This is a genomic window from Sporosarcina luteola (assembly GCF_023715245.1).
Classification (GTDB): Bacteria; Bacillota; Bacilli; order Bacillales_A; family Planococcaceae; genus Sporosarcina; species Sporosarcina luteola_C.
Genome location: NZ_JAMBNV010000001.1, coordinates 1,137,769 through 1,151,273, shown reverse-complemented (window position 1 = coordinate 1,151,273; position 13,505 = coordinate 1,137,769). Strand labels below are relative to the sequence as shown.

The window sequence follows — 13,505 nt, the reverse complement described above, 5'->3', positions numbered from 1 at the left end:
CTCCTATTCATTTCACTTCATTCTACTAAACAATTGTTCCAGCATGCAACTCTTCGCCCTTGCGCTTCTGCCTCGTTTCAATTACTTCCCTTTCAAATGCTTGTTCATGGATGACGTATGTGTCAGCAAAAAGGTCGTGCAATGCTTCCTTTTTAGGCATGAAGACAACAAACAGATAAGGGATGGTCAGAAGCTTTGATATGAAACGGCTAACCACTTCCCTGAAGAGGACTGTTCCCCACGTCAGTTTTCCGCCGTCTTTTGTGACAACTTTTATCCCCAAAATCATCTTTCCTACCGTCTGACCTGTAATTTTCGTCATAAGTGCGAAATAGGCAAGGAAAAGGATAAGGAGTGCAACTTTGTACGGGCTGAATAAAAGAAAAGATGGATTTGAAATTTTAAAATCCAAAACCCTGAATATAGGTTTGATGAAGATTCCGCTGATTGATGATACGACAAGCAAGTCAATGACATATGCCCAGAAACGTGTCCAAAAACCGGCAAATTTCGGTATGAATCGCTCCGTCTGGACAATCTCATATGCAGGGAGGCGAACCGGCTCAGGTATATCACTTATCAGCTCGTTATTTTCAATATGATCCGTCATGCCCTATCCCCTCCTTATTTTTCACCATATAAGTACATCATCCGCGGTGCATCGTAATCTGAAAGTAATTTCCCAATCAGTTCAGACTCAATATTGCGACCGAAAAGATTGCCGACCTTCACTCCGAAAAGTGAGCCAAAGCTATCCATCGGCGCGTATTCAAATACTGTAGCGTTTTCCAATTCGTAATCCGTCTTCAGTGCATCGATGGCATCGCCCATCTTTCCGAAATCGTCTGCAAGACCGGAGTCAATCGCCTGTCTGCCATTCATGATACGGCCATCCGCCACTTTCTTAACTTGTTCTGTCGACATATTACGGCCTTCCGCAACAATTGCCACAAATCTTTCGTAAGAGTCATTGATCATTTCTTGAAGCATATTGTGCTCTTCCTCTGTCATCTCGCGAGATCCGCTCATGATGTCTTTGTAAGGGCCTGTTTTGATTGTATTGAAGTCAATCCCATATTTCTCCGCAAGCTTTGCATAATTAACGCTTTCCATGATGACCCCAATCGATCCCGTAATTGTTTCAGGGTGCACGAAGATTTTTTCGGCAGGCGCAGATACATAATAACCTCCGGATGCGGCAAGTCCGCCCATTGCTACGTAAACGGGAATTTCCCTTTCAATCTGGATCGCCTTGATGGCATCATAAATATCCGATGATTCAACCACTCCACCGCCTGGCGTGTTCACCGATAGGACGATACCCTTAATCGTTTGGTCGTTCAAAATTTCGTGAAGCTGTGACATGAACATTTGGTGATTGTAACCTTCTGATGCGAACAAGGAACTGCCGACATCCTGGATAACGCCATCCAAAGTAAGAACGGCAATTCGATCCCTGCCTTTTCCTTGTTCGATGACCACTTCGCTGTAGCCCGTACTGCCTGCAGCCATTTCTTCCATGAAGCTGCTGAAATCCCTCGTGAATAAATACGAAAGTGAGTTAATGCCTATTGAAATGAAAATAAGCACTGCAGCTACGATGATTGCAATCCATCGTTTCATTGCCATTATGTAATTCCCCTTTCTTTCTACAATCATTGTATACGTCTTGGACCCGACAAATGTTTCATTTTACTTGGAAGATTGATGAGCGCTCCTTTTCGTAGCAATCGATTCATAAACCTTTGAAACCGTGAAGAGGATGAGCGCCGACCATATCAATGAAAATGATAATAGTTCAATTCCCCCGAATGATTCCTTGTAGACAACAACGCCCAGGAACAACATGAGCGTCGGTGCAATGTATTGAATAAAACCGGCGACATATAATGGAATCATCCGAACTCCTTTTGCGTACATGACGAGCGGAAGTGCAGTCCCGATGCCTGTAAGGATGAGAAGAATATCAGTTTTAACATCAGCATGTAAAAAGACGGCTTGTCCTTTCACGAATAGGAAGGTGTAATAACCGATGGCAAACGGTGTAATGAATAATGTCTCAATTGCCAGTCCCCGAAGCGCATCCAATTTGATATTTTTCTTAATGAATCCGTAAATCGCGAACGTAAATGCAAGACATAAAGCGATCCACGGAAATTTTCCGTATGATACCGTCAGGATGATAACACCTGTAAAGGCAAGTAGGAAAGCGACTTTCTGTGAGGAAGAAAGTCTCTCCTTCAGAAAGAAAATACCGAGCAAAACGGATACGAGAGGATTGATATAATAGCCAAGGCTCGTTTGTACGATGTAATTATGATTTACCGCCCATATGTAGGTGAACCAATTTGCAGAAATTAACACGGTTGCGATGAAAAGACCCCAAAATTGTGACTGACTTTTCCATAGCTCCTGAATGTCACTAATTAGCTCTCTGCCATTTTTCATGAGCAAAACAACAAGGACTGTGGAAACGAAAGCCCACACGATCCGCCCCGTTAGAATTTCATCACTTGGTACATGTTCAAGATGCTTCCAATAAATCGGCATGAATCCCCAAAAGAGAAAGGCTCCGACAACCCATAGGACACCACTTTTTTCAGACTGCATTCAGGCACCCTCCTTTCGAATAGGACAATTATAGTCCTTCCAAAACCGTTCGTAAACCCACCAAGGAAAAACCGTCCATGCCATTCGGCTTTGGACGGTAAAAGCGAATCATTTATTCAGCTCTTGCTTCCTCAATTCTACGCGCATGATTTTACCGGAGGCCGTCTTCGGCAATTCACTCAAGAATTCGATTTTTCGCGGGTATTTATAAGGAGCTGTAAGTGTTTTCACGTGTTCCTGTAATTCTTTTACGAGATTGTCATCTTGCTTCATCGCAGGATCGCGTAGGACGATGAAGGCTTTGACGATGCTACCCCTCACTTCATCGGGACTGCCGACAACTGCACATTCGCGTACAGCGGGATGCTTCGTCAATGCATCTTCAACTTCGAATGGACCGATCGTATAACCTGAGCTGATGATAATATCATCACCTCGCCCTTCAAACCAGAAGTAGCCATCCTCATCGAGCCGTGCACGGTCCCCCGTCACGTAATATTCGCCCCTGAATTGCATTTTTGTCCTTTCGGGGTCATTCAAATATTCTTTGAAGAGGGCAGGCGTTGAAATGTGGACGGCAATATCGCCGACCTCTCCGGCAGAAACCGGATTGCCTTCGTCATCGATGATGTCCACTCGGTTTCCCGGAGTCGGTTTCCCCATCGAACCCGGTCTGGCTTCCATTCCTAACATCGTTCCGACAAGCAGTGTATTTTCCGTTTGCCCATATCCATCCCTGACCGCAAGATTGAATGTTCTCTCAAAAATATCGATTACTTCCCTGTTCAAAGGCTCACCTGCGGATACAGCACTACGAAGGGAGGAAAGGTCATAGTCCTGTAAATTTTCAGCCTTTGCGATGAACCGGTATTCCGTTGGCGTACAGCATAGCACGTTTACGGCATATTTTTTCATTAAATCCAAATATGTTTTCACATCGAATTTGCCGTCATAAACAAGTCCTGTCGCTCCGCTGCCTAGCACGGAAAGGAAAGGGGACCAGATCCATTTTTGCCATCCCGGTGCGGCGGTCGCCCATACGACATCCCCTTCTTCTATGCCAAGCCAGCTTGTTCCCGCGGTCCGTAAATGTGCATAAGCCCAAGCGTGTGTGTGAACGACTCCTTTCGGCTTCCCTGTCGTACCTGATGTATATGACAGGAACGCTATATCCGTCCCCTTAGTAGCAGGAACTTCAAAAACAGAGTTGGTCGATTCCATCATTCGTGTCAATGATTTTTGTCCGTCCTTTGCTTCACCTATGACAAATAATTGGACGTCTTGTAGATTGCCCACTTCTTCAAACTGGTCCATGAATGCATCATAAGCGACGATTGCTTTCGCTTGACTATGCTCCAACCGATATTCGATATCCGAAGAACGAAGCATTTCAGAGCTCGGGATGACAACAATCCCTGCCATCAAAGCTCCGATATAAGTTATATATGCATCAATTGTCCGGGGGACCATGACAAGGATGACATCCCCTTTGCCTAACCCGTTTTCGATAAAAACATTTGCACACTTTTTCGCTGAATCCATTAATTTATCGTATGTAATTTCCTTTTCCTGTCCGTCAGAACTGATATAAATGAGCGCGCGCTTTTCCTCGCCAGTAGCGTATTTTTCAAATTCAGAAACAAGATTATAGTTCTCCGGTGCAAGTAATTCTTCACGATTCATCTAATTTCCCCCTTTTCTTCTATTACAATTATACAAACGTCTTGTCGAAATTTCAAAACATATTCATTTTTCTTGCAAGGCGTATGAATAACCTATCCTTTCTAGGTGAAGAATGAGGTGTAATGCAACTAAAAGAAAAACTGCCCCGGAAAACCGGGACAGCTGGCGTGCGTCTGTTATTATTGTTGGAAACCGTTCATTTGTTGTTGGGCTTGACGCACTAATCGCTTAGTAATTTCTCCGCCGACGGAACCGTTGGCACGCGATGTGGAGTCTGCTCCAAGGTTTACACCAAATTCTGCAGCGATTTCGTTTTTCATTTGGTCAAGTGCTTGTTGTGCCCCTGGAACTAGAAGTTGGTTTGAGTTGCCGCTGTTGTTGTTAGCCATGTTGTTCTCACCTCCTTGTGCATATAGAATGGACCGTTTCCGGAAATTCATGCAGGAGGCTTAAATGGTAATTATTGCCCTTGAATTAAAGCAGATCCTCGAAATCATCCTTCTCATGTTGCCGCCAAACTTCGATAACCTCTCTATTTCTCACCGCTTCTTCAATCAATGGTTGAAAATCAAAAAAGCTTTCAAAACGATGGACTTTTTCAAGTTTCGGTTTTGTTTTTGGATTGCTCGGGGTAAAGATTGTACAGCAGTCTTCATATGGCCTAATTGAAGTTTCGTAAGTCCCGATCCTTTCTGAAAGCTCGATAATGTCCAGTTTATCCATCGCAATCAATGGACGGAGAATTGGCGTGGAAGTTACTTCATTAATAGCAGTCAGGCTCTCAAGCGTTTGACTCGCCACTTGGCCGAGGCTTTCCCCGGTGACAAGCGCTAATGCGCCGATTTCTTCTCTCACTTTATCGGCGATTTGGAGCATCATTCTTCTCGTAGTCGTCATTGATAAATTATCCGGTACTTGTTGGACGATGGCTTGCTGCAATTCTGTAAAAGGAATGACGTGAAGACGGACTGGTGCACCGAACGAGCATAGTTTTTCAGTCAAATCCATCACTTTTTGTTTTGCCAACTCACTCGTATACGGAGGGCTTGCAAAATGGATCGCATCAATTGAAACGCCGCGTTTCATGAGAAGATATCCCGCGACAGGACTATCGATGCCTCCTGAAAGCATTAGCAATGAATGCCCATTTGAACCGACTGGCATGCCACCCGCACCTTTATACACTTTGGAAGTCAGGAAAGCCCCTTCCTTGCGAATATCAACATGCAGCAGTATATCCGGCTTTTTCATTTGAACGACAAGTTCGGGATAATGATGCAATACATGTCCACCGAGTGCTTGTTGAAGTTCAGCCGTTACGTACGGGAATGTCTTATCCGCACGTTTTATTTCCACTTTGAATGTTTTTCCTGACGTCTCTTCAGTACCTACCACTTCAAGAGCCTTCTCTTTAATTGCATCCAAATCGGCTTCGCACATAGCGACAGGACTGAATGACTGGATTCCGAAAATATACGGCAGCCGTTCAATTGCCTTTTGCATATCCGACTCTTCCTCCGCGACTAAAAACATGCGATCTCGCTCTGCTCGCAATTGAATCGATTTCAAATCACTCATTGCACCCTTTATGTTGTTTCTTAATTTACGCACGAAGTGATTGCGGTTACGTCCTTTCAAAGACAATTCTCCGTATCGTATTAAAATTTCTTTCCATTTCATTAGTTACATTCCCCTCTCAATCAATTCCATGAAGCGTTTAAGCACATTTATGAATTCGTCGATTTCATCTTTTGTATTAGTGTTGCCGAAGCTGACTCGGATGACACCGTTTTTAAATTTATTTTCCAATCCAATTGCTTCAATGACATGTCCAACACTTTTGTTTTTTGAGGAGCAGGCGCTTGAAGTCGATATGATGATTCCTTGCTCTTGGAAGTAATTCACGGCCACTTCTCCATTGATTGATTTGAACGAAATGGATAAAATATGCGGAGCACCATATTGCGGCGATAGGATGCGTATGTTTTCATACAAACTGCATGCATCCATCAGCAGATTCCGCCACTCCCTATAGTCTGCCCTTTCTTCCTGAATAGTGCTTATTCTCATCGCTTTTGCCATGGCAACAGCATTCGGTACAGAAACCGTACCACTCCTCAAGCCATTTTCTTGGCCGCCGCCGAAGTTGATGGCTTGTGGCGTAACGTTTTTTTTCAATAGCAAAGCACCCGAGTTTTTCAATCCGTTCATTTTATGCGCTGAGATGGTAACGGCATCCAGACCAAGGGATTCCATGCTGACAGGCAACTTCCCGAAACTTTGGACGCAATCCGAGTGAAAAACTGCACGGCTACTTTTTTTGATCAAATCGGCGCACTGCCTGATCGGTTGGATTGTGCCGATTTCATTATTGACATGCATGATACTGACAAGAATAGTGTCTTTTCTAAGCTTCTTCTCCAATTCCTCTATAGAAATAAGGCCTTCGGCGTCCACTGTCAAATAGTCCACTTCGAATCCGATTTCCTCCAATTTTCTACATGCGTTCATGATGGAAGGATGTTCTATTTGGGTTGTGATCACATGATTGCCTCTCGAAGAGTATGCTTCAGCGATACCAAGGATGGCCAAATTATTCGCTTCCGTGCCACCAGACGTGAGAATGACTTCTCCGCTTTCATTATCGACAAGCTTGAGCATTTGTTCTTTAGAACGCTTCAATAAAGCTTCCGCTTCCCTTCCTAACACATGCAGCGAAGCGGGATTCGCATAATATTTCATATTAGCGGCAATGAAAGATTCGAGTACGCTATCATCCGGCCTTGTCGTTGAGCTGTTATCAAAATAAATCATATGGATTTTCCTTTCTATTTGAGCGTGACAAAGCCACCTGCTTCAAACGCTGGCGCTTTTGGTCGCAACAAAGCCACCTGCTCTCAACGCTGACGCTTTTGGTCGCAACAAAGCCACCTGCACTTAGTATGCCGGTGGCCAGTTACTGTCAACCAACTATTAATTGTTACCTTACATTACACTTGTTCCTTCAACATTTCTTCAATTCGCTTCATTGCACCAGGCTCGACTGCCTCCACGGCTGTAGCCGCTTCTTCCAGTGCCTTCGCATAGCGGAATTGCCGGAATGATTCTTCTGCATCAAGCAATCTTTCGTGCATTTCCGGATTAGATGCACGGTAGCGATTTCCATATTGGATGATCCGCTCTACAAGCATTACATTTTCGAGAAGTTCCTCGACTTTTTCATTCACTTCTTTGACAACGGTTTGCGCATTCGCTAAATAGCTTTCAGCAACCGACATATTCAAAGGGATTTCCTGTAAGCTTTGGCTTACGAGGAAAAGCTGTTCTTCCGCTTCTTCAAGCCTAGCGTCCATTTCATCCGGAATGCCAGGGATATTGCCTCTGTGCAGCTTACGATCAGCATTTTGCAATTCCCGTGCAAGATCAGCCAGCTTATTTCTAACATTATTTTCATCAATCCGTAGATTTTTCATCCGATTGGCAAGACTTTCTTGTTCCTCTGCAATTTCCTCAAGCTCATCGGAAATTCCTTTAAGTTCCGTTTGTATGTAGGAATAAGCCGAATCTTCTTCTTCCATCATGATTTTCAACGTGTCATGACGATTTTGGATCGTTTCCAACCTTTTCAAGCTTGCTTGAGGCAATTTCGCTTCTTTTTCATCCAACCGGTAACTTTGTTGGACATAGACGGCTTCATCGGATGTTTCCCTCGTTAACTGTATAATGGCATTAAGCGCTTCTTCAATTTCAACAAAATGAAAATCAACATAATGCTTGGCATTTACTTCTTTTTCCAATGAATCATAGAATGTATCGATGCGGTCGTTCATATCCATCACATTTTGCCGTACTGTATCGATGTCAAGTTGAGCCAACCTCGTCAATTGTTCACCAATTCCATCTTCGATTTCATCTAACTGATTCTGCAGGTCAAGATGTGCCAAGTTATAAGATTGTTCTTCCATTCCCTTAATCCCGATCCGCAGTTCCCGTATGGAAGCAGGCATCTTGTTTTGAAGCTCTGTCAGCAATGAAGGTATCTCATGGATAAGCGTCGAAAGCCTCTCCCCTTTTGCAGATAGAGTAATGACAATTTCACGTGCAAGCAAATAGTTTCCATTTGCCGTCAACTCGTCATATTCCTCAAATTTAGGAGTGAAGGACTCAAGTTCTTTCTCCAATGGGACGACAGTCATTCCGTAAGAATGTTGATGGGCTAAAATTGACTTTCTCGCCAATCTATATTGCTCGCGGAGGTTTTCCATTTCAATCCTATTCTTTTCCTCGCTGCCGATCAATTCATTCAGCTCATCCAGTATGTCGTTTTTCCTCTTGTCACAATCGCGGATTTTTTCCTGGATCTCTTTTTCCGTCGCCGTCGCCTTTTTAAATCGGAAACGATCGATCATATCTTCCGCATCGAAGAGCAACGAATCGATTTTAGGCATATGTACATCGACGACTTCGGTCCACTCATTTCTCCACCGCTCGAATTTCTCCTCAGTTTCGCCTGTCATATTCAGTTGTTTTACTTTCATCATTTCTTCAAAAATCGGCTTATTTTGTATTTGCATCTTTTCATGTTCTAATTTGTTGATTTCGCTAATATGTTTACGCCTGAACAAAAAGGCGATGGTAACAAGTACAAGTAGAACAATAATTGGAATGATGAAGTATTTCACCATTGTGATCCCCCTATTCCGAAGTCACTGAAATATACTTTTAACTGCTATTTACAACAATATTATCTTATATAGTAACATGTTTAAAGACTTTTCATATGAATTTGGACGAATTATAGGGAAAAAGATGTTTTTTGCTCTAAATTCCACGAAATTTGTAGAAATTCCATAAGAGATTTATACTTAATGAGACTATATTCAGGGGGTGCATTTTTTGTTTACTGCTACGAATTATTCGGATATTCCAAAGGAGAAGTATGTACAACTGGCAAAACAGCTTGATGCGTTGCTTACAGGAGAGAGCAACCGCTATGCGAATTTGAGCAATGCCTCTGCTTTGTTGAATCAATTTTTCGATCGTATCAATTGGGTCGGCTTTTATATGATGGATGGAGAGGATGAACTTGTGCTCGGGCCATTCCAAGGATTACCTGCTTGCATTCGCATTCCGCTAGGGAAAGGTGTATGCGGAACTGCAGCCCAAAAACAGGAGACCATTTTGGTTCCGGACGTCAATCAGTTTCCGGGCCATATAGCATGTGATGCCGCATCTCGTTCAGAAATTGTAGTTCCTTTGATTAAAGACGGTGAAGTGATCGGAGTTCTCGATATCGACAGTCCGGAGTATGACCGTTTTAATGAAGATGATCAAGCGGGGCTAGAGCAATTTGTGAATGTCTTAATTAAGCATATTTATAAAGAGTCTATCCAGTAATACGAAAATCACCAGAACGGCTCCCTTTCCGCGGGCGTCGCCTCAGCCTCCTCGTCGCTGCGCTCCTGCGGGGTCTTCGGTCAACGCTGTTCCCGCAGGAGTGTCGCCTTTTCTGGCAATTTTCTAAGTGTTTATCCTTTATCTAAGTGAAGCCCTTTCATCCCTACTTTTTCGGCCACTGCAATATTTTCAATTTTATCATCAACAAATAAACTCTCTTCTATTTTGGATTGCATTTGAGCTAGAGCGATGTTAAAAATAGCATCTCCTAGCTTTTTCACTTGAGCCATTTTTAAAATACCTTCGAGTAAGATTCAAGTTTCCGAAGTGGGGTCTAGTCACTCCAATTTTCCTGATTGATGAATTATTATATATAATTCTTTAATTGTAGCTGTAAGTTGCTTGGAGAGGAAGGCGCCGACTCCTGGGAGATTATCGGGACAGGTGAGACCCCACAGGTAGCGAAGCGGACGAGGAGGCTCACCGCCCGCCCCCCGGAAAGCGTGCGCCTGGAACGGAAAGCAACGGTTGGTAAGGCTACTTCATTTATTTCAAGTAAAAAGGGCTATCCCAGAAAGTCAGATTTTGCTGATTTTCTGGGATAGCCTCATTTTTTATGCATGTGTGGAATATTTTTGTGCCAATGCGATGAATGCGGAATCCAAGTCGGCAATGAGGTCGTCAGCGTATTCGAGACCGACAGATAGACGGAGCAAAGAATCTTCAATGCCCATCTGCAAGCGGTCGGCTTCTGGAACGCCTGAATGCGTCATCGTAGCCGGGTGTTGAATAAGCGTTTCGGCATCACCAAGACTGACGGCTATTTTGATCAACGAGAGGCTATCCATGAATGTTTGCGCGCCTTCTTTACCGCCTTTTACTGTAAATGAAATGAGCCCGCCTCCAGCTTTCATTTGTCGCTTGGCAATTTCAAATTGTGGATTGCTTTGATCGAAAGGATAGTAGATATTTTCGACAAGTTTTTGTCCTTTCAAATAGGCAAGGAGTTTTTCAGCATTAGCCGTATGCCTTTCCATTCGGACTGACAACGTCTTCAATCCACGGATGAGCAACCATGCATCGAACGGGGACATAATCGCTCCGTAATCTTTTTGAACGGTCATCTTCAGCTTTTGCATCTCTTCGGCATCCTTTCCGACGAGCAGTCCAGCGATTACGTCTCCATGACCATTAATATATTTCGTTGCGCTATGCAAGACAAAATCCGCTCCATAATCAATGGGGTTTTGTAAATAAGGCGAGGTGAATGTGTTATCTACGACGACTACTAATCCATGTTTCCGAGCTACATCGCAGACCATTTTCAAGTCTACCAATTCCATCGTCGGATTGATCGGCGTTTCCACATAAATACATACCGTTTCCGGTGTGATTGCCTTTTCAATCTCATCCTCGGTCGTCATGCTGATCAGGCTATGGGTAATATTATATTTCTCTTCCATGATTCCTAGTAAACCGAATGTACATCCATAGATTCCTCTAGAGCAGATAATATGGTCGCCCGCTTTCGTCAAGTGGACAAGTATGGAGCTGACCGCCGCCATTCCGGAGCCGAAAGCAAGTGCACCTGCCCCATTTTCAAGTGCGGCCATCCTTTCCTCAAGTATGCGTACGGTCGGATTGCCGAGCCGTGAGTAAATATTGCCCGCCTCCTCACCCGAAAAGCGCTTTTCCCCTTGTTCTGCAGTTTCAAAAGAATATGTCGAAGTCTGATAGAGTGGCACAGCCAAGCTGCCATGATGTTCAGTGTCATCATAGCCTTCATGGATTACGAGCGTGTCTTTGTGCAGTTTCGATTTATTCATTTCCATTCCGCCTTTCAATATTGTAAGCACTTACATTTCCTAATTTCATCTTACTCTCTTTTATGAAAAAGAAAAAGAGCAACTTCAGCGTCATTTTCAGCGCTGAAGCTGCTCATGTAGAACGAACCTGTTCTTCCCATGGTTTTTCGCATGATAAAGAGCGTGATCCGTCGCTTGGAAAAGCTCCTTATACGATTTGCCGTCAGTAGGAGACCAACCACTCAAGCCAATCGATACTGTCACAGTTGGATCGGTGGCCTCAGGTATTCCTATGACAAGTTGTTTGGCCAAATCCAGTCCTTCTTCTACTGTTGCGGACGGCATGAAGATTGCAATTTCCTCACCGCCCCATCTGCTTGCGATCCCCCGACCTTCCACTATCGAGAGGATCAAGGCCGAGATCTGCCGCAACACCATATCCCCTGTTGTATGCCCGTAAGAGTCATTCACCAATTTGAAATCATCGACATCCAATAAGATGAATACGCCGGATTCCTCTCTATCTATCGATGCTGTAACAATTTCATCTAAATACGAACGAGTAAATAATTTAGTGAGATGATCTTTATTGACAAGCTCTTGCAACTGATCGCGCAGCATGATGTTCGAAATCGCCAGCGATGAATGGCCGATGAGGGAGCGCATCAATTTATAACTGTCAAATGAAAAAAAGTACTCTTCCCGGTGCATGAGGATTACGAATCCGATCACCTCACCTCCATTGCTGATCGGAAGGGCGACAAGTGATTTGAACTCATTGATATTACCCTCTTGTATATTGGCGTCGAAAATTGCTTCTTCTCCATTTCTGAAACGTGCTGAAACTGAATCTATATATCTTTTACCTGCAGTTTCTTTGAAGAGTGGCGTCGACGAAGGTGAGATGGAGTAGTTGCATTGGTCTTCATAAAAGATAAAGGCCATTTCATGCGGGCAGAACGCATTCATGAACTGGACTTTGAGAAAAGCGATCATTTCATCTAGATCCAAATTACTATTCAATTCCCTAGACGCTTCATTCACTAATCGCAGATCATCGACTAGGCGATGGGATTGGTCGTAGAGACTGGCGTTTTCGAGTGCATTACCTGCGCCATTCGCCATTGATCGGATAAAACTCTTCTGCGCAACCGTAAATTCAGTGTTTTTCGGGGCAGTTATCTGCAATATACCGTAAATCCCCTGCCTTCCTCGAATGGGCGCATTCAGAAGACTGCTTGCAATATCAACGGCATTCTCAATCGTCAAGTCCCCTGATAGGAACGCATCGACTGCAGACGCCCTTTCATTGGCATAGTCAAACAAACGGTACTCATTTGTTTTGCCTTTCTGTTCATTCGAAAGGAGCAGATTGACTTTGTAAGCCGGGAAAGATCCACACACAGCTTCCATTAAGCCCTCGAGAATTACATCGCTTTCCATCGTAGAGTTGAAAAGTTCGGCCACTTCGAATAGATGCCTATAAGCCTTCTCGTTCTCCGAAATCTTGTGCATTTGTATAACTTGGCCAATGAATGTGCCAAATGCTTTCTTCAGCACCTTCAAGTGCGGCGTTTGGGCAAATGCATGCCATTTCTCACTGGCCCTGAAGAGTAGTGCGGCAAGAGGAGCAAGATGGACATCCCTTATGATAAGCGAATCATCCGCAAACTCATATTCTCTGTCGGAAGCATGTGAGATGAATGACACATTGAAGATTGGATGGTCTTTTGTATATGTTTCCAGTCCGCGATTGTTCTGATAAGACGTAGTATTGAAGAGCGGTGTAAAACGATTATTGTCGTACAGTAGTATTTCCGCATCTTTAATTTCAAAAAGACTCATGAATAGTTCTTTGAACTCAACGAGCATTTTTTCCAAAGGATATTCGTGATCAAGATTTGACAATAAATCAAAAATGGAACATTTCATTTCATATAATGTCATTTCATGAACGTTCATTTCCATCACCCTCATTCATGTTCCCCGTATTTATACCTATTCCATTAT

At 43.6% G+C, this 13,505-nt stretch carries 12 protein-coding genes; 1 reads left to right on the top strand and 11 read right to left on the bottom strand.

The features are described from left to right. Window positions 1–25: 25 nt before the first annotated feature. The 8 genes from M3152_RS05335 to ezrA form a co-directional block, all read right to left on the bottom strand. Window positions 26–610, bottom strand: a complete 585-nt coding sequence (locus tag M3152_RS05335) for an RDD family protein (RefSeq protein WP_251694156.1) — start codon at window positions 608–610, stop codon at window positions 26–28. Between the two features lie 14 nt (window positions 611–624). After that, complete coding sequence (gene sppA / locus M3152_RS05330; RefSeq protein ID WP_251694155.1) at window positions 625–1,629, bottom strand: signal peptide peptidase SppA; 1,005 nt, start codon at window positions 1,627–1,629, stop codon at window positions 625–627. Between the two features lie 63 nt (window positions 1,630–1,692). Further along, complete coding sequence (gene rarD, locus M3152_RS05325) at window positions 1,693–2,610, bottom strand: EamA family transporter RarD (protein ID WP_251694154.1); 918 nt, start codon at window positions 2,608–2,610, stop codon at window positions 1,693–1,695. 108 nt (window positions 2,611–2,718) lie between these two features. Then, window positions 2,719–4,293: an acyl-CoA synthetase MbcS gene (gene mbcS / locus M3152_RS05320; RefSeq protein ID WP_251694153.1), complete on the bottom strand. Its 1,575-nt coding sequence runs from the start codon at window positions 4,291–4,293 to the stop codon at window positions 2,719–2,721. 179 nt (window positions 4,294–4,472) lie between these two features. After that, the gene (locus M3152_RS05315) at window positions 4,473–4,682 is read right to left on the bottom strand and encodes an alpha/beta-type small acid-soluble spore protein (RefSeq protein ID WP_251694152.1); all 210 of its coding nucleotides are present in this window, start codon (window positions 4,680–4,682) and stop codon (window positions 4,473–4,475) included. 85 nt (window positions 4,683–4,767) lie between these two features. Beyond that, window positions 4,768–5,973, bottom strand: a complete 1,206-nt coding sequence (gene thiI / locus M3152_RS05310; protein WP_251694151.1) for a tRNA uracil 4-sulfurtransferase ThiI — start codon at window positions 5,971–5,973, stop codon at window positions 4,768–4,770. A 3-nt stretch (window positions 5,974–5,976) separates the two neighbouring features. Next, complete coding sequence (locus M3152_RS05305) at window positions 5,977–7,107, bottom strand: cysteine desulfurase family protein (RefSeq protein ID WP_251694150.1); 1,131 nt, start codon at window positions 7,105–7,107, stop codon at window positions 5,977–5,979. A 176-nt stretch (window positions 7,108–7,283) separates the two neighbouring features. Further along, window positions 7,284–8,978 (bottom strand): septation ring formation regulator EzrA, encoded by a 1,695-nt coding sequence (gene ezrA, locus M3152_RS05300; protein ID WP_251694149.1) that lies wholly within the window; start codon window positions 8,976–8,978, stop codon window positions 7,284–7,286. Window positions 8,979–9,189: 211 nt separating this feature from the next. Here ezrA and M3152_RS05295 point away from each other — a divergent pair, with 211 nt between their 5' ends. After that, a complete protein-coding gene (locus M3152_RS05295) occupies window positions 9,190–9,690 on the top strand; it encodes a GAF domain-containing protein (RefSeq protein ID WP_251694148.1) in 501 nt (166 codons plus the stop codon). Window positions 9,691–9,821: 131 nt separating this feature from the next. Here M3152_RS05295 and M3152_RS05290 read toward each other — a convergent pair whose 3' ends face one another. From M3152_RS05290 to M3152_RS05280, 3 genes are all read right to left on the bottom strand, one after another. Beyond that, window positions 9,822–9,980 carry a hypothetical protein gene (locus tag M3152_RS05290; RefSeq protein ID WP_251694147.1) on the bottom strand — a complete coding sequence of 53 codons (159 nt, stop codon included), beginning with the start codon at window positions 9,978–9,980 and terminating at the stop codon, window positions 9,822–9,824. Between the two features lie 324 nt (window positions 9,981–10,304). Continuing rightward, window positions 10,305–11,516: a methionine gamma-lyase gene (gene megL, locus M3152_RS05285; RefSeq protein ID WP_251694146.1), complete on the bottom strand. Its 1,212-nt coding sequence runs from the start codon at window positions 11,514–11,516 to the stop codon at window positions 10,305–10,307. 96 nt (window positions 11,517–11,612) lie between these two features. After that, window positions 11,613–13,472, bottom strand: a complete 1,860-nt coding sequence (locus M3152_RS05280; protein ID WP_251694145.1) for a sensor domain-containing diguanylate cyclase — start codon at window positions 13,470–13,472, stop codon at window positions 11,613–11,615. Window positions 13,473–13,505: the final 33 nt, after the last annotated feature.